15 protein-coding genes and 1 pseudogene are annotated in these 18,626 nt (G+C 45.5%); 12 read left to right on the top strand and 4 right to left on the bottom strand.

The features are described 5' to 3' along the window. Positions 1 to 26: 26 nt before the first annotated feature. Complete coding sequence (gene nadE, locus FN782_RS14270; RefSeq protein WP_142506475.1) at positions 27 to 854, bottom strand: ammonia-dependent NAD(+) synthetase; 828 nt, start codon at positions 852 to 854, stop codon at positions 27 to 29. 148 nt (positions 855 to 1,002) lie between these two features. Between nadE and FN782_RS14275 the strand changes: the two genes are divergently transcribed. Beyond that, entirely contained in the window at positions 1,003 to 1,611 is a 609-nt protein-coding gene (locus FN782_RS14275) for a DUF421 domain-containing protein (RefSeq protein ID WP_142506494.1), read from the top strand. Between the two features lie 173 nt (positions 1,612 to 1,784). On the opposite strand, the gene FN782_RS14280 is transcribed toward FN782_RS14275, so the two are convergent. Beyond that, complete coding sequence (locus FN782_RS14280) at positions 1,785 to 2,540, bottom strand: hypothetical protein (RefSeq protein WP_142506476.1); 756 nt, start codon at positions 2,538 to 2,540, stop codon at positions 1,785 to 1,787. A 422-nt stretch (positions 2,541 to 2,962) separates the two neighbouring features. Beyond that, positions 2,963 to 4,249 carry an ammonium transporter gene (locus FN782_RS14285; RefSeq protein WP_142506477.1) on the bottom strand — a complete coding sequence of 429 codons (1,287 nt, stop codon included), beginning with the start codon at positions 4,247 to 4,249 and terminating at the stop codon, positions 2,963 to 2,965. Between the two features lie 398 nt (positions 4,250 to 4,647). On the opposite strand from FN782_RS14285, the gene FN782_RS14290 reads away from it, so the two are divergent. The 8 genes from FN782_RS14290 to FN782_RS14330 all read left to right on the top strand — a co-directional run bounded on the left by FN782_RS14290 (position 4,648) and on the right by FN782_RS14330 (position 14,429). Next, on the top strand, positions 4,648 to 5,616 hold the full coding sequence (locus FN782_RS14290; RefSeq protein WP_142506478.1) for a sugar phosphate isomerase/epimerase family protein: 969 nt from the start codon (positions 4,648 to 4,650) through the stop codon (positions 5,614 to 5,616). 19 nt (positions 5,617 to 5,635) lie between these two features. Further along, on the top strand, positions 5,636 to 6,664 hold the full coding sequence (locus FN782_RS14295; RefSeq protein WP_142506479.1) for a Gfo/Idh/MocA family protein: 1,029 nt from the start codon (positions 5,636 to 5,638) through the stop codon (positions 6,662 to 6,664). 133 nt (positions 6,665 to 6,797) lie between these two features. Beyond that, on the top strand, positions 6,798 to 8,051 hold the full coding sequence (locus FN782_RS14300; protein ID WP_142506480.1) for an extracellular solute-binding protein: 1,254 nt from the start codon (positions 6,798 to 6,800) through the stop codon (positions 8,049 to 8,051). A 50-nt stretch (positions 8,052 to 8,101) separates the two neighbouring features. Next, positions 8,102 to 9,412, top strand: coding sequence for a carbohydrate ABC transporter permease (locus tag FN782_RS14305; RefSeq protein ID WP_142506481.1), 1,311 nt, complete (start codon positions 8,102 to 8,104; stop codon positions 9,410 to 9,412). After that, entirely contained in the window at positions 9,409 to 10,251 is an 843-nt protein-coding gene (locus FN782_RS14310; protein ID WP_142506482.1) for a sugar ABC transporter permease, read from the top strand. Before FN782_RS14305 ends, FN782_RS14310 begins: the two co-directional genes overlap by 4 nt. A gap of 28 nt (positions 10,252 to 10,279) precedes the next feature. Next, the gene (locus FN782_RS14315) at positions 10,280 to 12,082 is read left to right on the top strand and encodes an alpha-glycosidase (protein ID WP_142506483.1); all 1,803 of its coding nucleotides are present in this window, start codon (positions 10,280 to 10,282) and stop codon (positions 12,080 to 12,082) included. Between the two features lie 49 nt (positions 12,083 to 12,131). Then, complete coding sequence (locus tag FN782_RS14320; protein WP_142506484.1) at positions 12,132 to 13,241, top strand: ABC transporter ATP-binding protein; 1,110 nt, start codon at positions 12,132 to 12,134, stop codon at positions 13,239 to 13,241. A gap of 165 nt (positions 13,242 to 13,406) precedes the next feature. Further along, positions 13,407 to 14,429, top strand: a complete 1,023-nt coding sequence (locus FN782_RS14330) for a LacI family DNA-binding transcriptional regulator (RefSeq protein ID WP_142506486.1) — start codon at positions 13,407 to 13,409, stop codon at positions 14,427 to 14,429. A 14-nt stretch (positions 14,430 to 14,443) separates the two neighbouring features. Here the strand turns inward: FN782_RS14330 and tnpA (FN782_RS17540) are convergent. Continuing rightward, positions 14,444 to 14,811, bottom strand: a pseudogene (gene tnpA / locus FN782_RS17540) (IS200/IS605 family transposase); the annotation flags it as partial. A gap of 120 nt (positions 14,812 to 14,931) precedes the next feature. On the opposite strand from tnpA (FN782_RS17540), the gene FN782_RS14340 reads away from it, so the two are divergent. The 3 genes from FN782_RS14340 to tnpA (FN782_RS14350) all read left to right on the top strand — a co-directional run. Continuing rightward, positions 14,932 to 17,085, top strand: a complete 2,154-nt coding sequence (locus FN782_RS14340; protein ID WP_142506487.1) for a Tex family protein — start codon at positions 14,932 to 14,934, stop codon at positions 17,083 to 17,085. Between the two features lie 28 nt (positions 17,086 to 17,113). Beyond that, positions 17,114 to 17,947: a M23 family metallopeptidase gene (locus FN782_RS14345; protein ID WP_185956337.1), complete on the top strand. Its 834-nt coding sequence runs from the start codon at positions 17,114 to 17,116 to the stop codon at positions 17,945 to 17,947. Between the two features lie 426 nt (positions 17,948 to 18,373). Next, positions 18,374 to 18,626: IS200/IS605 family transposase (tnpA, locus tag FN782_RS14350; RefSeq protein ID WP_246064968.1), on the top strand; the 253-nt coding region annotated here is incomplete at its 3' end.

The following is an 18,626-nucleotide window of genomic DNA, read 5'->3' on the forward strand; positions in this document are numbered from 1 at the left end:
GTTCCTCCGCTTTTTATTGATTCATGTTAAGTCTTCCACCAATCATCAAAAGGTGTAACAGGCAGAGCACGCTTGTGACGGGTGGAAAGGAATTTCTGTTCAATTCGTTTTGCGACGGAAAGGGGGACTTCCTTTCCTTCCAAGTAATTATCAATTTGGTTATAGGTGAGTTGCAGCTCATCTTCATCTGAGCGCCCTGGCTGATCATCCAGAAGGTCTGCGGTTGGCGTTTTTTCATAAAGGGACGGCTCAGCTCCCAAATATTTCAGAAGCTGTTTCCCTTGGCGTTTGTTCAGTCCAAATAAAGGGATCAGATCACATCCCCCGTCTCCATATTTGGTGAAGAAACCTGTCACGGCTTCAGCTGCATGATCGGTGCCCACCACAAGCAAGTTATAAGTGCCAGCAATTTCATATTGGGCAACCATTCGTTCCCGTGCTTTTGCATTTCCTTTTACATAATCGGATATTTCCTGGCCAGTGGCTTCCTTAAATCCACGGACGGAACCATCCACCGCTTCTTTAATGTTAAAGGTGAGAGTGCGATCGGGTTGAATAAACTGAAGGGACTGACGGGCATCCTCTTCATCCCGCTGAACACCATAGGGAAGCCGCATAGCGATAAATTGATAGTTTTGCTGCGTTTCCTTTCTTAATTCCTCCACAGCCATTTGACATAGCTTTCCTGCCAATGTGGAGTCCTGTCCACCGGAGATGCCCAGTACCAGTCCTTGGGTACCAGTGCTCAAAATATATTGTTTGATAAACTGAACGCGTTTTTGAATCTCCTTTTCCAAATCAATGGTTGGTTGAACATGAAGTTCATCGATGATCCTTTGTTGAATCGGACGCATGGGTAAAAAAGCCTCCTTACCTTTACTTCTGTTTTCTCTTTCCACTCACTTTACCTTAAACGATGCTGGGATGCACCTTTGTTTTGATGGTATTTCCAAGAGTGGGTGGGGAATGGTAGATAATAAGCAGGTTAAAGGAGCGGTTGCAATGACTTATTTAAAGTGGAGCGGCATGGCGGTTTTAATTTTGGCGGTTGGAACCTTGTTACTGCGATTGGGAGGGAGAAAATCAATCTCTCAGATGACCATCGTTGAGACGGTGATCATGATTTCCATCGGTACTTTATTGATTCAGCCGGTCAGCGGGAAAGATATGACGATCACGTTTGTTGTGGCCGCAGTACTGATTATTATGTTACGGCTATTTGAACACCTTCAGGTGAAATCGGACATAATGGAAACATTACTTACCGGAAAAGCCATCCCCGTGATCCAAAATGGACAGGTTTTGACGGATCAGCTAAAGAAGCTGAGATTGACCATCGACCAGCTGGAAATGCGGCTGAGACAAAACAGTATCACACATATCGAGGATGTAAAATGGGCAACGTTGGAGCCAAGTGGTCAGTTGGGTTATGAATTAAAAGAACATGCCAAACCTGCCACCAAAGGAGATATTGAGCAACTGATGGCCTCCATTGAAAGTAAAATCAAGCTGGTACACGTTCCGCCCCCTGCCCAGCCGAGTCAGGAGAACTTGTTTACAGAAGTAAACCGAAAAGAAAAAGATAATCCCGATCAGGGAGAGTTACAGTAAAGGGGTAGTTCCTATTTACGGATAAAAGCATATCAGGGTGGAAACAGTCGAACTGACATAGACCCCTTCCTCTGTCTACCGGGTGCAAATCGTGGAAAGGGGTAGTTCGTTTTTGTTCCCGTTACGTTTATGGTTGTAAGGTTTGGGTATGTTTCTCTGAAAGATGTACGAGCTTAGGTTTGACTGTTATGGGTACTGTTGGGTGACATCCCGCTTTTTTTGCTTCCGATTATGATCATCACAACGACAAAAATCACTGCCAATGCGATTAAGCCACCTAATACACCAAATACATATACCGGCCAATTCGCCTTGCTGGTTACAGTTACAATTTTTTGATTTTCTTTTGCTTTGGTCAGATCGATATTCCAATGGGCTGTATTTTCTTTTAGTGATGATGTACTGGTTTGATCCTCTTCGATCGATCCAGGCATGGTTACCTCCACCAAAAACCTGGGATCAATCCTCTCCTCCTCCGCATCAGACCAATCCCTGAGATCGTCATCCAATTTTAAAGGGAGTAAATATGTATCAAAAAAGAATCCTTCTTCTTTTTTGATTTCTACTTCCAGATCTTCCTCTTTGCAATATTTATTGAAATCATCAATGCTTGCAAAGTCCAATTGTGCTTCTACAATATTTTTATCACCTTCTGTACGTGTTGTTGTTTTGATATGTTCGATGAGGTCTGTGTCATCTTGGTCCGTAAGTTCTTCTTCCAGATCAGACGCGGACTCAGAAATCACTTCTTCAAACAGCCCAGATCCTCCCAGACCAACTACCATTCGTACAGAATCATCGTCATTCACTTTTATTTTCCAGCGTGTTTCAAAAAGGCTCTTCTCCTTTGCTTGCACAGGTGTGATCCAAAGAGAAAACAACATAACAAATGTAAATATCAGTCCCAAAGATTTTTTGCAATCAGGCATGTAAACATCCCTCTCCTGTTTTATTCAACTTTATGGATTTTCCTACTATTATCGATTAGTAGTATATCATTTTTTTCCTACGTCACACCAAACAATAAAAATTCGCCTTTATGTTATGTGAGAGAGGTTTAAAGGACAAATGGCGCCCAGGGTTGCTTCACTCCTTGGGCGCGTTTGCTGTCCAAGAAGGGTGTTTGCTCCGTGTAGGCAGGTGTGGATGCAACACAGTGAAATCTTAAAACATCCTTCTTGAATTGATTTTCTGTAAAGTTACAATTATATAACAATCCTCCCATTTAGGTAAATATTTAGAATAATGGTAGGTTTGTGGCGGTTTGGGTGAAGTAGTGATGAAATGGCGAAAAATCAAACCATAATGGAGAGTGATGGATTCATGCCTTCTTACAAATGATGGGATGTCTTCAGCTGGCTTCAGCCTTGGTTTGAACTGCTTTTGGTCCTGTTGGAGAAAGGTGTTCAGGATAACCGTAGCTACCATGTTCACTCAGATCCAATCCGATCCTTTCATCGTTTTCCGTAACCCGAAGACCCGTTAGTTTATCCAGTACCCATAGGATCAGAAAGGAGGTGAGAGCCACATAGATGGCAGAAACCAAAACTCCCGTTGCCTGGACTCCCAGTTGACTCCATCCGCCTCCGTACAGAAGCCCTGGTTTACCGATCCCTGTGATCTCCACTAGGCGTGGGGAAGCGAAGAAGCCAGTGGACAGGGTTCCCCAAATTCCCGCAATTCCATGAACAGAAAAGGCATAGACAGGATCGTCCACTCCTTTTTGTTCAAAGTACAGAGCGGTAAACACGGTGAGCGAACCTGCGACAGCTCCGATGACTACGGCAGCCCAAGGCTCCACAAAGGCACAGGCGGCTGTAATCGCGACCAAGCCTGCCAAAACGCCGTTTAGTATCATGGGAATCTCCGGTTTTCCCACTAACAGGTGAACCGTTGCCAGAGCGGCGACAGCACCGGCCGCAGCAGCCAGATTGGTGGTGAGGGCGACATATCCAAAGAAACCGTCCTGTGCGCTCAGGGTACTCCCTGGATTAAATCCAAACCAGCCCAGCCAGATGATTAAGGTTCCCAACACCGTATACACCTGATTGTGTCCAGGAATAGCATTGGGCTTTCCATTGGCATTAAATTTTCCAATTCGGGGTCCCAGGATTAATGTGGCCACCAGAGCGGCAATCCCTCCCTGTAGATGAACAACCGTTGAACCGGCGAAATCCTGTTTTCCCAGTTCACTCAACCAGCCTCCACCCCAGATCCAGTGCCCTACGACAGGATAGATGACTGTGGTGTATAACAGACTGAAGATCACATAAACACTCAGCTTGCCCCGTTCAGCAAATCCCCCCCATGCAATTCCCAAGGAAACCGCTACAAAGGAAAGCTGGAACAGATAAGAAATCTCCAGAGGAAGACCTCCCTCCTCGGTTGGAATGTCCAAGAACCAACCGGAGGTTCCGATCCACTGGTTCCCTTCTCCGAAAGTAAGCCCATAACCGATGGCCCAGAATGCCAGCGCAGCGATTGAAAATGTAATGAGTTGTTTGCCGGCGATGTGACCGGCATTTTTCATTCGTGCGGAACCGGCTTCCAACAATACAAACCCCGCCTGCATAAAGATGACCAGGATGGCACAGACCATTACCCAGATCGCATCAACGGATATGATGACATTTTCCATAAGAGGAAACCTCCTTAACGTTCTATGTAAGAATACTTAACATGTAATTGATAATACCACATCATTAATCTGAACACAACAATTAATGTCAAAAAACATGACATAAAAAGGGCGGTGGCAGACATTTCAGAGGAAAAGCGGTACCTTTTGGTGGCAGAAACGTGCTCTTATCCCATATCGATGGGGAGTGTCAAGAGGAAAATATCATCAAATTGGATGTGGTCAATCAAGAACAGGACCGATCCTGTACGAATTTCTAGGGAAAGAGCAACCTCCTGCACCTTCGCATAGAATAAATAAAAAATTTTAAATATTGATTTTTTTGATGGCAAATGATAGTATGAATTACGCCTATATCTGTGGAATGTTGTAACTCATATCTGAAAGTGGGTATACGGATGAAATTGGGTGTATTTACTGTCCTGTTTCAGGAGAAACCGTTTGCAGAGATGCTAGATTACGTCAAGGGTGCAGGACTGGATGCAATCGAGTTGGGAACGGGCAATAATCCGGGAAATGCACATTGTAATCCAGATCTGTTGTTGGATGATGCGTCTAAATTACGGTCTTTTAAGAAAACGGTTGCACAAAAGGGATTGATTATCAGTGGGTTAAGTTGCCATGGAAATCCGCTTTCACCTGTGCAATCGATTGCTGTAAACAGTCATGAGACGTTTGTAAAGACGGTACAATTGGCAGAAAAACTGGAAGTGCCAGTGGTTAACTGTTTTTCCGGTGTTCCGGGAGACCATGAACACGCCAAATATCCAAACTGGCCGGTAGCACCCTGGCCAAATGAGTATCGTGAGGTATTAGAGTGGCAATGGAAAGAAAAGGTGATTCCGTATTGGAAGGAGTGGGGCCATTATGCTGCCGATCATCATGTGAAAGTGGCGGTGGAACTGCATGGAGGCTTTTCTGTGCATACCCCGGCGACCATGCTGCGTCTGCGGGAGGAAGTGGGTGAGGTGATGGGAGCCAATTTGGACCCCAGTCATCTGTGGTGGCAAGGAATTGATCCGGTTGCCGCTATTAAGATTTTGGGGCGTGCGGGTGCCATTCATCATTTTCATGCCAAGGATACGTATATTGACCAAGAGCAAGTCAATATGCATGGATTGACTGATATGCAGCCATATGACAAGATGCAGGATCGTGCCTGGATCTTCCGTACAGTAGGATTGGGTCATGATATGAAAGAATGGGCAGATATGATCAGTGCACTCCGTCTGGTGGGCTATGATTATGTTGTCAGCATTGAGCATGAAGATGCACTTTTGTCGACAGAGGAAGGGTTTCACAAAGCGGTAACCAACTTAAAATCCGTGATACCCAAAGATCCGATGCCCAGCATGTGGTGGGTATAAAGTTGGGAGGATAACAGAGATGGAAAAGCTCAGGGTGGGTGTAATCGGATGTGGCAGTATTGCCAAGTACCGTCATATACCGGAATATGCAGAGGATAAGCGAGTGGAGCTGGTTGCCTTTTGCGATCCAGTGCATATGCGTGCGCGAGCATTTGCTGATCAATATGGGGGAAAGGTGTATACGGATTATAAAGAGATGCTCGAAGAGACGGATTTGGATGCTGTCAGTGTGTGTACACCCAATGTATGGCACGCTCCGATTACAATTGCGGCGGCCAACGCCGGAAAGCATATACTCTGCGAAAAACCGATGGCTACTTCTACGGCAGAAGGTAAAGCAATGATTGCAGCTGCACAGGATAACAATGTGCATCTGATGATTGGACATAATCAACGATTGATGCCCCCACACATCAAAGCAAAGGAACTGCTGACAAGTGGCAAGTTGGGTGAAGTGCGAATTTTCCGTACTGTGTTTGCACATGGTGGACCGGAGACTTGGAGTGTGGAAGGGGAAGGCGGCTGGTTTTTTCAGAAGGAGCAGGCTGCAATTGGAGCGATGGGTGACCTGGGTGTACACAAGGTGGATCTGATTCGCTGGTTATTGGATGATGAGGTCCAGGAAGTGGCTGGTATGACGGGTATCCTGCAAAAAGAAACAGCGGACGTTGATGACAATGCCGTTGTTATTATGCGTATGAGACATGGAGCCATGGGAACAATGACCGCCAGTTGGACACATCAACCGGGAGAAGATAACAGTACGGTTTTATATTGCAGCAACGGAATCGTTCGGATCGGAACCGATCCCATCCACCAAGTGATTGTGGAGTGGAAAGATAAAGAGGTGGAACGGTTCCAGACAGGATCACTGGCTAGTAATGAAGAAGGAGGCCAAGAAGTGAACAGTGGAATCATTACTGCTTTCGTGGATGGTGTATTACAGGGAACACCACCGCTGATTCCCGGCGAAGAAGGGCTAAAGTCATTAAGTGTAATATTGGCCGTGTTGAAATCTGTGGATCAGAAGCGTTTGGTGCATATGTAACCGAATATCATTGGGAAAAGGAATTTTACGGATTGGAATCCTTTTCTGGGTGTCATTTGTGCAAACGCTTTCCTGAAGAATTCCTGTTAATGAAAACGGTTGCGCAGTAAAAGGTGAAAGGGGATCTGATGTAATGAAATGGAAAAAAATGATCTCGTACCTTACGGTGGTAGCAATGGTAGGGGTATTGGTCGCGTGTGGACCGGATCGTAACCGTACAGGGGCGGATGGTGAAGAGTCCGAAAAAACGGAACAATTGGTCATCTGGGAAAATAAAGAGTCCAGTATGTTGAACCATACTCAAAAAATGGCAAAGGAATATGAGGAAAAAACCGGTATCAAGGTGAAAGTGGTTGGCGTCGATCTTTTGAAAATGCAAGATAAACTGACATTGGACGGACCCGCCGGAAAAGGGCCGGACTTGGTCACATGGCCACATGACCGTCTTGGTTCTACGGCTATTACAGGGTTGGTCCAACCGATTGACATAAAGCAAGGTTTGATGGATCAGTACAGTGAAAGTGCGATCCAGGCGATGACCTATGATGGAAAACTATATGGATTGCCTTATGCGACGGAAAGTATTGCTTTATATTACAACAAGAAGCTGATGAAAAAGATCCCAAAAACATGGGATGAACTGATCCAATTTGCAGAAGAAAATTCAAAACCATCAAAAAAGAAATACGGTTTTCTCTTTGAAGGGGAGAACTTCTATTACGACTACTTTTTGTTTGACGCGATGGGAGGCTATGTATTTCGGTATCAAAACGGAAAGTACGATGTAAATGATATCGGCTTGAATAATAAAGGCTCTGAAGAAGCTCTTAAAAAAATCAAGGAGTTGTACGAGAAGAAACTGATTCCGCAAGGGCTTAAAGCGGATACTGTCAACGGTCTGTTTAAGGAAGAAAAAGTGGCAGCCGTGATCAACGGTCCATGGGCCATCAAAGATTATGAATCAGCAGGCATTGATTTTGGTGTCATCCCACTGCCGAAAGTGGAGGGAAAAGATCCGCAAACCTTTATTGGAGTGAAAGGGTGGTATTTATCCGCTTTTACGAATCATAAAAAGGCTTCAACGGATTTAATGCGGTTTTTGTCCAGCAAAGAAGCCCTTAAAAAACGCTATCAGGCAACAGGGGAGATTCCGCCACATAAAGAGCTGTTACAAGATCCACTGATCAAAGACGATTCCATCGTCCACAGTTTTTCGAAACAAGCCAGCCAGGGGACACCCATGCCCAACATTCCGGCGATGGGGCAGGTGTGGGAACCGATCAACAATGCTTTATCCTTTGTTGCACAAGGGAAACGATCACCTGAGGCCGCGCTGGACGAATCGGTCAAGATGATAGAAGAGAAGATCAAAGCGCAAAAACAATAATCCATAACAGGGCGCGGCAATGAGTTGCCGCGCCGGAAAGGAGGTTGGAAATGGAAGCAAAGTTCAATCCCAAACCTGAGAATGGCTGTTTTCTTCGTGCTAGTCGAATTGCCGCCGCCTTATCGGTTCTATCGATGGGGTTAGGTCAGTTATATAACGGACAATGGATCAAGGGGATTTGCTTCTTCGTCCTTCAGTTTTGCTATATTGGGTTGTTTTTTGAATTTCTGAATGTAGGGCTGTGGGGGATTGTAACGCTCGGCACCAGTGTGGAGCACGGAGATCATTCCATTATGTTGTTAGCACAAGGTATTATCTCGCTTTTAGTGATTGCGCTGGGTTTGCTGTTTTATGTTTTAAATGTGCGGGACGCGTATAAGGTGGGATTGATGCGTGAGTCCGGGGAAAAGCCCCCAACGATTGCCAAAACATATCAGAATGTAACGGATCAAGGGTATCCGTATCTTTTAATTACTCCCAGCTTAGTTTTGTTGGTTTTTGTGGTTTTGTTTCCACTGCTTTTTATGGTATTGATTGCATTTACCAACTATGACCTTTACCATTCACCGCCTGCCAAACTGGTGGATTGGGTGGGGTTTAACAACTTTTTCAACCTGTTTGGATCGGAACTATGGCGCAACTCGTTTATAAGTGTTTTTCAGTGGACAGTGGTGTGGACGTTAATCTCAACCACCGTTCAGTTTGGCTTGGGGTTGTTTCTGGCTATATTGATCAATCAAAAGCAGGTCAAGTTTAAGCGCTTTTTCCGTACGGTATTGATTTTGCCGTGGGCGGTTCCCGCATTTGTGTCGATCTTGGTGTTCTCTGGAATGTTTGATGAACATTTTGGTCCTATTAACCAGATGTTAAACAGTGTTGGGATTGAAAGTATCCCATGGATGGTCGATCCATTCTGGTCCAAGATCGCCATTTTGCTGATTCAATTCTGGCTCGGCTTTCCCTTCAGTTTGGCGCTGTGTACGGGTGTGCTGCAAGGAATTCCGGCTGATTTGTATGAGGCAGCCAAGGTGGATGGGGCAACGGCATGGCAGAAGTTTCGACAGATTACGCTCCCATTGGTGCTGTATGCCACAGCGCCTGTGTTGATTACGCAGTACGCCTATAACTTTAATAACTTTAACGTGATCTATCTGTTTAATAAAGGAGGGCCTCCTGTTCCAGGGCAGACGGCAGGTGGCACGGATATCCTGATCTCTTGGGTATATAAGCTTACCTTCGACGTGTACAAATACAACTATGCGGCGGCTGTATCCATCATGATTGCGATGGTTGTGATGGGATTTGCCGTATATCAATTCCGACGGCTTCGATCATTTCAAGAAGAGGATATGATCCAATGAATACAAAGTGGAAATCGCATATGGGGATCGTACTGACGTATCTTGTTTTACTGTTTATGGTGGTGATTTCAATCTATCCGATCTTGTGGGTGATCGGATCGTCACTCAATCCGGGAACCAGCTTGTTTTCCAGTAGCTTGATTCCCCAAAATGCTACGTTGAAGCATTATATATGGTTGTTTACCAGCTCGGATAGTCAATATGTAACATGGTATCTAAATACCCTTAAAATCGCAGTGATCAATTCGTTGATCTCCATTCTGTTAACGACGGCGACGGCATATGCCTTTTCGCGTTACCGTTTTATCGGGCGAAAACACGGTTTAATGGCCTTTTTGATTTTACAAATGTTCCCGTCATTGATGGCGATGGTGGCCTTTTATGTGTTGTTAAATATGGTCAATCTGTTAGATACGCATTGGGGATTGATTTTGATCTATGCAGGTGGGCAGATCCCGTTTAACACCTGGTTAGTCAAAGGATTTTTTGATACGATCCCGCGAGGGTTGGATGAAGCGGCCAAAATCGATGGCGCAGGGCATAATACGATTTTCTTTCGCATTATGTTGCCACTGGCAAAGCCGATTGTTGCTGTCGTCGCATTGTTTAACTTTATTACACCGATGACTGACTTTTTGTTGCCGCAGATTATATTGACCAGTTCGGAAAAGCAGACGTTGGCAGTGGGTCTGTTTAGCTTTATCAATGAGCAATTTGGAAAAAACTTTACCCAATTTGCCGCAGGGGCTGTTTTGATTGCCATTCCAATTGCTGTGGTTTTTATTGCTCTACAGCGGTACTTTATCTCCGGTTTGACAACGGGGGCAACCAAAGGGTGAGTAGATATGGAAAGAGGAGAGGTTTCGATTGGAGAAAGCAGCGATTTTTCATCAACCGTATGGAGCGTATGCCGATCCGCTCAGCCCGTATTGTTTGCGCGTCCGCTTGCGGGTCAAAAAAGGGGATCTCACAGCATGTACCGTGTATCATGGTGACCGGTACAGCCAAGAGGAAGACCAAGATTACGTCCAGTTACAGAAAACGGCTTCTGATATGTATTTTGACTATTTTACAGGAGATCTTCCTACCCAAACGAAACGCATTCGCTATGTGTTTTATGTACAGAACGAGCGTGAAGCGTATTGGTATGGAGAAAATGGATTTTCGCAAGATCGCCGTTCAGCAGGTGTGTTTCAATATGCCTATATAACGTACAGTAACTTATTTGATCTTCCTGAATGGGCGTTAGATGGTGTGGTATATCAAATTTTTCCGGAACGGTTTGCCAACGGTGATCGAAGCAATGATCCGCAGAATGTGGAACCCTGGACAGTTGGCGCTCGACCGAAGCCGGATAGTTATTACGGCGGGGATTTACAGGGGGTTATGGATCGATTGCCCTATTTGGAGAAGCTGGGCGTCAATGTTTTGTACTTTACGCCCATTTTCCGTTCCCCGTCCAATCATAAATATGATACGACCGACTATTATCAGATTGATCCGCATTTTGGAGATATGAAAACGTTTCGGAAATTGGTGGAAAAAGCGCACCGTCATGGTATGCGTGTCATTTTGGATGCGGTGATGAACCATACGGGGGTCGGTTTCTTTGCTTTTCGGGATGTAATCGATCATGGGTCCGTTTCCCGCTATGCTGATTGGTTCCATATCAGCTCCTTTCCAGTGCAAACAGAGCCTCGTCCCAACTATGAGACGTTTGCCAACGATGTGTGGACGATGCCAAAGTTGAGGACGCAACATCCTGAGGTGAAGGCTTATTTTCTGGATGTTGCGGAGTACTGGGTAAAAGAGGTGGGCATTGATGGATGGCGACTGGACGTAGCGAATGAAGTGGAGGCAGATTTTTGGCGCGCATTCCGCCAGCGTGTAAAGAAGGCGAACCCGGAAGCGTTGATTGTCGGTGAGGTTTGGCATGATGCCAGTCCGTGGCTGATGGGAGATCAGTTTGATTCCGTCATGAATTATTTATTTCGCGATGCGGTTGTCGATTTTTTTGGCCGAGGTAGGATTGGGGCAGAAGAACTGGATGCGCGTCTTGCCCATTCGCGGATGCTGTATCGAACACAACCGCAGTACGCGATGTTTAACTTGCTGGACTCCCACGATACAGAACGGTTTTTAACCACCTGCGGTGGAAATGAGAAGCGTATGCGTTTGGCTGTTTTGTTTCAAACCACCTATGTAGGCATGCCGATGATTTATTATGGCGATGAAGTGGGTATGCAAGGCGGTTCCGATCCAGACTGCCGCCGACCGATGATTTGGGAAAAACGGAGACAGAATCGGGCGCTGTTTAATTTTTACCGTAAAGTATTGCGGATTCGCCGTGAACAGACAGCGTTGCGTCGGGGGAATATTCGTGTTTGGGTTGCACAAGGGCGTATTTACGGCTTCTTACGCCGGCTTGAGAATGATTGTGTGGGAGTGATCGTTAACAACAGTGATCACATGTGTGAAATTTCTTTGGATACAGCGGCGTTTGGTCAGCCAACGGTGTTGGTAGAGCTTTTGAGCGGGCAATCTGTACAAACAACGAAAGAGGGGAGACTTTTCATCACCTTGGCCCCCTATGAGGGGAGGGTTTATACAGCACCATCCACGAATGGTGCAAAAAAGCCAGCATTGAACAGATCCAATATTCCATTGTAAGGAGGGTTTTCGATGGGTGAGGAAATAACCAAAAAGGAGAGAAAGGCAAATGGCACAGGTGAAACTCAACCATATCTATAAACGGTTTGGCGATGTCACAGCGGTATCTGACTTTGATCTGGAGATCAAGGATAAAGAATTTTTGGTGCTGGTAGGCCCGTCTGGTTGTGGGAAATCAACGACATTGCGTATGATTGCAGGATTGGAAGAGATTAGCGAAGGCAAGCTGTATATTGGGGATCGCCTCGTAAATGATATCTCCCCCAAGGATCGGGATATTGCCATGGTGTTTCAGAGCTATGCTCTTTACCCACATATGAGTGTATATGAAAATATGGCCTTTGGATTGAAGTTACGCAGGTTTGGAAAGGAAGAAATCGACGCAAGGGTAAAAGAAGCCGCAAAGATCCTGGATATTGAGCATTTGTTGGATCGAAAGCCAAAAGCGCTCTCAGGAGGACAGCGGCAGCGTGTGGCGTTGGGGCGTGCCATTGTGCGCGAACCGCAGGTCTTTTTAATGGATGAACCGCTGTCCAATCTGGATGCCAAGCTGCGCGTACAAATGCGCACGGAAATCAGTAAGTTGCATCAGCGATTGGAGACAACCGTCATCTATGTTACCCATGATCAAACAGAAGCGATGACCATGGGGGACCGTGTTGTTGTGATGAAAGATGGAGTCATTCAACAAGTGGATACTCCGGATAGGATTTATCACCGCCCGGTGAATCGGTTTGTCGCTGGATTTATCGGATCACCTGCGATGAATTTTATCGATGGGAGATTAGTGAAAGAGAAGGGGGAAGTTTTTTTCCATGCACAAAACTTAAACGTTAAAATTCCGCAGGGACGCGTAAAAACGTTGCAGGAGAAAGGGTATGTGGGCAAAGACGTTGTGTTTGGCATTCGACCAGAAGATCTGCACGATGAACCCGTCTTTATCGAGGCATCAACGGACAGTAGGGTAACATTACAAGTAGAGATTGTTGAAAATATGGGCTCCGAAATCTATTTATATCTCAAGGGGATCACTCAGGATTCCATTATCGCACGTGTTAAAGCTCGGAATTTATTTTCTCCGGGCAGTAAGGTGACCTTGGCTTTTGATATGAATAAAGCACATATTTTTGATAAAAAAACCGAAGAAACGGTTTTTTAAGGTGCGATCAATCGGTGGTTTCTGCCGACGGAATAGTCGGAATAGATAAAATGACTTTCTTTAACCGTATGGATGGGTGGAAGCAGATGATTTTCCAGTTTCCGCTTTCTGTCGTATAATAATAGGCGAAAACGATTGCACAGACTGTGCAAAAGGAGTCGTTTGATGTCGACCATTAAAGATGTAGCAAAGGTTGCTGGAGTATCTCCTTCCACCGTTTCCCGTGTGATTGCGGGAAACAGGCGGATCAGCAAAAAAACGCGTTTACGGGTGCAACGTGCGATGGCGGAATTAAACTATGTTCCCAATGCGATTGCACGCAGTCTGGCACGTAGCCATACGCGTACGATTGGGTTTACAATATCGCGTGCCGTGGATCAGGCTTTTTCCAATCCGTTTTTTTCGGAAGTGCTCCGTGGTATGTCTTCTGTCGCTCAGATGCACGATTACAATATCCTGCTATCCATAAGTATGGACCCGAAAGAAGAGATGGAAAAGTGCCTCCGTCTCATTCAGGAACGTCGGGTCGATGGGTTAATCCTATCAACGTCACGTCTCCATGATCCCTTAATAGCCGCTTTGTCTGAAGATGATGTTCCGTTTGTCGTGATGGGTCGCAGTGTGGATCTACCCGTCTTATCAGTGAACAATGATAATGTAAAAGCGGGATATCATGCCACGATGCACTTAATTGAACAAGGATACTGCAACATTGCTTTTTTAAGCGGACCCAAGGATCTGGTCGTTAGCATGGATCGTTTCAATGGTTATAAACAGGCGATGTCAGAGAAAGATTTGCCTTTGGATTCACAACGGGTCGTCTTTACGGAGTTGACGGAACAGGGTGGCTTTGATGCGCTGGAGCAACTGAAAGAACAGGGAGTTTTATTTGATGCCGTTCTCGCGGCGGATGATCTCTTGGCTTTGGGGGCCTTTCAGTTTGCCAAGCATTTCTCCATTTCGGTACCGGAGGATTTGGGGATTGTCGGTTTTAACGATACGCCTGTCATGGAGTATATGACACCCTCATTAACTAGTGTTCGCATTTTATCATACGACTTGGGAGCGGAAGTGGTTGATCTGCTGATCAATCATTTAGAGAATCCCGATAAAAGGCGTGCAAAAAAGGAAATAGTGCTTCCGTCGGAGCTAATTATAAGAGATTCAAGTCGTCGCAAGAAAGATTAGCCCACAATCAAAAGTCAGGCACCTTCTATAAAAGGGTGCCTAGTCCTTTCCCGTTTCTTTGTATGTTTCACTCCATTTTTTGCTAAAAAATGATTAAATACGAATCGACTACATAGGAAGTTTGTCCATAGAGAGGGGATTCGCGATTTCAAATTCTTGCCTCAAGACTCGTGATGTCTACCCTTTGAGATGCTTAACTACATTATGTATCCCAAATTGTGGGTCACATTGTATTTGCAAATGTACATAATCAGGCATGATCTCCATGCTTGCAATCGTTGCTCCAAGCTCTCTTGCTTTTTCTATGAATTTTTTTCAGCCGATCACTTACAGGTGGAACGAGTCCTTTCCGTCGGTACTTGGGACAAAAAACAACGTAATATTATATTATTTTGAATATTTCTAAAACTAACCAAGGAATGTCGAAGGATAGAAAATTGCGTTGATTTGGGCAAAACGGTATGATGAGGTAGCAGAAATTTAAGCAAAAATGGAGGATTACATGGACGCGAAGGAACGATTGCAGACAATTGCTGATGAATGTAATCTGGAATTTGCTCAAGTCAAGTCGGCAGTTCAGTTGATGGAAGAGGGAAACACCATTCCCTTTATCGCCCGTTACCGGAAAGAGATGACCAAGGAATTGGATGAGGAACAGCTTCGTCTCATTGAAGAACGAAATAAATATTTAATCCAGTTGGATCAGCGGAAAGAAGAAGTGATCCGGCTGATTGATGAACAGGGAAAGTTATCCGAGGAACTTCGCGGAAAAATTGAAGCGGCTGTCAAGCTGCAAACGGTGGAAGATCTTTATCGACCCTATCGTCCAAAGCGGAAAACCAGGGCGTCCAAAGCACGGGAACGGGGTTTGGCTCCGTTGGCGGAAGTGATGCGACAATCCTCGGATAAACATGAAGTGCAAGCGGAAGCGGACAATTTTATCAATCCTGAAAAAGACGTGGAAACTACAGAGGACGCTCTTCAAGGAGCGATGGATATCCTTGCCGAAGAATTGGCGGATGATCCGGAGGTTCGCAAATGGGTACGGACATTTCACTGGAAGCATGGCGTTTTGGTGACGGAGGCCAAAGATCCTGAAACGCAGTCCGTCTATGAAATGTATTATGATTATCGGGAACCGGCTCAAAAAATGCCTTCTCACCGTGTATTGGCTGTCAACCGCGGGGAAAGGGAAGGAATACTCAAGGTGCGTTTAGAGGTGGAACGTGAGGAAGAGATCTATCCGTTTTTGGAACGAAAACTTTCCAAAAGACCTCATCGATATATCGAGGAAACGGCGGAAGATGCGTATAAGCGCTTAATCGCCCCTTCCATTGAACGAGAGATTCGTGCCACGATGACAGAAAACGCAGAGACGCAGGCCATTCATATTTTTTCCGAAAATCTGCGCAACCTGTTGCTTCAGCCTCCTATTCGAGGGAAAAAGGTATTGGGGGTGGACCCTGCCTATCGGACGGGTTGCAAGCTGGCAGTCGTGGATGAAACCGGAAAAGTGCTCTATGTGGGTGTCATTTATCCGACCCCGCCCCAAAGCCGTGTGGAGGAGGCCAAAGAAACGGTTCGCCAACTGATCGAAGAGCATACCATTGATATGATCGCGATTGGAAATGGAACAGCATCCAGGGAAACAGAGTCCTTTATCGCTGAGCTGATTCAGGAGTTGGATCATAAGGTTTACTACACGATCGTCAATGAAGCGGGAGCCAGCGTTTATTCCGCTTCCAAACTGGCTCGTGAAGAATTCCCCGATCTGGATGCGGCCCAGCGCAGTGCCGTTTCCATTGCACGGCGCCTGCAAGATCCATTGGCTGAGTTGGTGAAGATTGAGCCCAAGGCGGTCGGTGTGGGACAGTATCAACATGATGTGTCGCAAAAGCAATTGGGGGAAAGCCTGACAACCGTGGTAGAGTCAGCGGTAAACCATGTGGGTGTCGATGTGAATACCGCTTCGGTTTCTTTGTTGCAATATGTTTCCGGTGTCAATGCTTCGGTAGCCAAAAATATCATTAAAAAACGTGAAAGTGAAGGGCGATTTACAGATCGAAGTCAATTGAAGGACGTTCCCCGTCTCGGTGCCAAGACATATGAACAGTGTATTGGCTTTCTTCGGGTGACAGATGGAGAGAATCCGTTGGACAAGACTCCGATCCACCCGGAGTCCTATCCTGTTGTGACGGATCTTTTGACGCAATTAAACTGCAATCCTGAAGCCATTGGCAGTAAAGAATTAAATGAACGGTTGCGACAGGTGAATATACAAGCGATGGCAGAGACATTGGATAGCGGTGAGCCCACTTTGCGCGATATTGTAGATGCCCTTCTGCGTCCGGGACGAGATCCCCGTGAAGAGCTACCCGCTCCGATTCTTCGCTCCGATGTGTTGCAGTTGGAAGATCTAAAAAAAGGAATGAACTTAAAGGGAACCGTTCGCAATGTGGTTGACTTTGGCGTATTTGTGGATATTGGATTGAAAAATGATGGACTTGTTCATATTTCCAAGATGAGTGAACGGTTTGTACGGCATCCGATGGATATCGTCGGTGTAGGTGATGTGGTGGATGTCTGGGTATTGGATGTGGATCATCAACGGGAACGGGTGGCTCTCAGTATGATACCGATCAGCTTCGGAGAATGATCCTCGAATGGTGAGAGGGGCGACAATGATGAGGTGGATACTGGGGATACTGCTGGTGGCAGCTCTCGCAGTGGTGGGAGTTTGGGTGTATGATCAGACGCGGACGGTTGAGATACCTGAAATGAAGATTCCGGGAAGGTTGGCCCCGGCTTATGTGGAGATCGCTGAAACAACCGGTGTTCCCTGGTCATATCTTGCGGCGGCAGATGAAGTGGACAAGGGCTATAAAGAAGTGACCCCTGAAACGATCCGTAAGCGAGCCAAGCGGATTCAACAGATATCGGATTTGGATCGTCCAGGTGATCAGGGAGCCCAAAAAGCGATTCGCCAACTCTTTTCCAAACAGAAGGCGGAAGACATTTTAAAACTGGCTGAGTCTTACGCTTGGGCCGCTGCTATTTTAGAAGATGCCACATTTCCCTTTTCGTCCAATGCGAATGTCTCTTATGGGGATACGTGGGGAGCCAGTCGGAGTTATGGCGGAGACCGCACCCATGAAGGAACGGACATAATGGCTGAAAAAGGGACACCGATTCGCTCGGTAAGTGATGGACGAGTGGTATCCAAAGGTTGGAATGAATTGGGTGGGTGGCGTTTGACAGTATTGGACACCGATCACCCTCAAATATCCGTTTACTATGCACATCTGTCCAAGTATAAAGAAGGCATTGACGTGGGTTCCAAAGTAAAAAAAGGTGAAGTGATCGGATATGTGGGGGATAGTGGATATGGTCCGGAAGGGACCACAGGGAAGTTTGATCCACACCTTCATCTGGGAATCTATGTGCGTGAAAGTATGCTTTCCTTTCAGAGAGAAGCGATTAATCCTTATCCATTGCTGAAGGCTTGGGAAGAAAAATAGAGTGCATCACCAAAAACCGCCGGAACGGCGGTTTTTGTATTGCGGTATGGTGGGAGTAAAAAAAGACTGATACACAGATTGCAGGAAAACAGGTAAATAAATCTAATATTTCTACTGTGCATCTTTTATGGGGAGGATGGATAACTATAGGTTTATAATCTTTTACGAGGATTAATTTTGACCTTTCAGTAGGCAGTTACTCTTATGAAATAAGGAGGGAAACCGTTTTCGAAAAACATGAAATCTTTGCAGGATTTTATACGTTTTTCACAACGGAGAATCATGTTTAAAACCGTCGGAATATACAAAAAAATGGACAACATCCGTGAGTTTGAGGAATTTTATATCTTTGCTCTCTTTTTTTGCACCTGTTTAATTAGATATATTGAATCTATATAATATTCGTTGTAAAATTGGCAATAGGTGATGAATTTGAGAACGGTTCAAAGTAATCGAAATGTCGTGTACGACTGCAAGTATCATGTAGTTTTTTGTCCCAAGTATCGACGAAAAGTGCTGGTTTCGCCTGTAAGTGATCGGCTGAAAGAGCTGTTCGCAGAAAAAGCAAGAGAGCTGGAAGTTATGATTTCCAGTATGGAAATCATGCCCAATCATGTGCATTTACTCATACAATGTGATCCGCAGTTTGGGATACACAGGGCAGCTAAACATCTCAAAG

The organism is Melghirimyces algeriensis (assembly GCF_900182565.1).
GTDB lineage: Bacteria > Bacillota > Bacilli > Thermoactinomycetales > DSM-45169 > Melghirimyces > Melghirimyces algeriensis.

Excerpts from the sequence above, each read along its gene's own strand:
- FN782_RS14295 (WP_142506479.1), top strand. The coding sequence starts at position 5,636 with ATGGAAAAGCTCAGGGTGGGTGTAATCGGATGTGGCAGTATTGCCAAG.
- FN782_RS14330 (WP_142506486.1), top strand. The coding sequence starts at position 13,407 with ATGTCGACCATTAAAGATGTAGCAAAGGTTGCTGGAGTATCTCCTTCC.
- FN782_RS14340 (WP_142506487.1), top strand. The coding sequence starts at position 14,932 with ATGGACGCGAAGGAACGATTGCAGACAATTGCTGATGAATGTAATCTG.
- FN782_RS14320 (WP_142506484.1), top strand. The coding sequence starts at position 12,132 with ATGGCACAGGTGAAACTCAACCATATCTATAAACGGTTTGGCGATGTC.
- FN782_RS14275 (WP_142506494.1), top strand. The coding sequence starts at position 1,003 with ATGACTTATTTAAAGTGGAGCGGCATGGCGGTTTTAATTTTGGCGGTT.
- FN782_RS14345 (WP_185956337.1), top strand. The coding sequence starts at position 17,114 with ATGAGGTGGATACTGGGGATACTGCTGGTGGCAGCTCTCGCAGTGGTG.
- FN782_RS14290 (WP_142506478.1), top strand. The coding sequence starts at position 4,648 with ATGAAATTGGGTGTATTTACTGTCCTGTTTCAGGAGAAACCGTTTGCA.
- FN782_RS14310 (WP_142506482.1), top strand. The coding sequence starts at position 9,409 with ATGAATACAAAGTGGAAATCGCATATGGGGATCGTACTGACGTATCTT.
- nadE (WP_142506475.1), bottom strand. The coding sequence starts at position 854 with ATGCGTCCGATTCAACAAAGGATCATCGATGAACTTCATGTTCAACCA.
- FN782_RS14305 (WP_142506481.1), top strand. The coding sequence starts at position 8,102 with ATGGAAGCAAAGTTCAATCCCAAACCTGAGAATGGCTGTTTTCTTCGT.
- FN782_RS14280 (WP_142506476.1), bottom strand. The coding sequence starts at position 2,540 with ATGCCTGATTGCAAAAAATCTTTGGGACTGATATTTACATTTGTTATG.
- FN782_RS14300 (WP_142506480.1), top strand. The coding sequence starts at position 6,798 with ATGAAATGGAAAAAAATGATCTCGTACCTTACGGTGGTAGCAATGGTA.
- FN782_RS14285 (WP_142506477.1), bottom strand. The coding sequence starts at position 4,249 with ATGGAAAATGTCATCATATCCGTTGATGCGATCTGGGTAATGGTCTGT.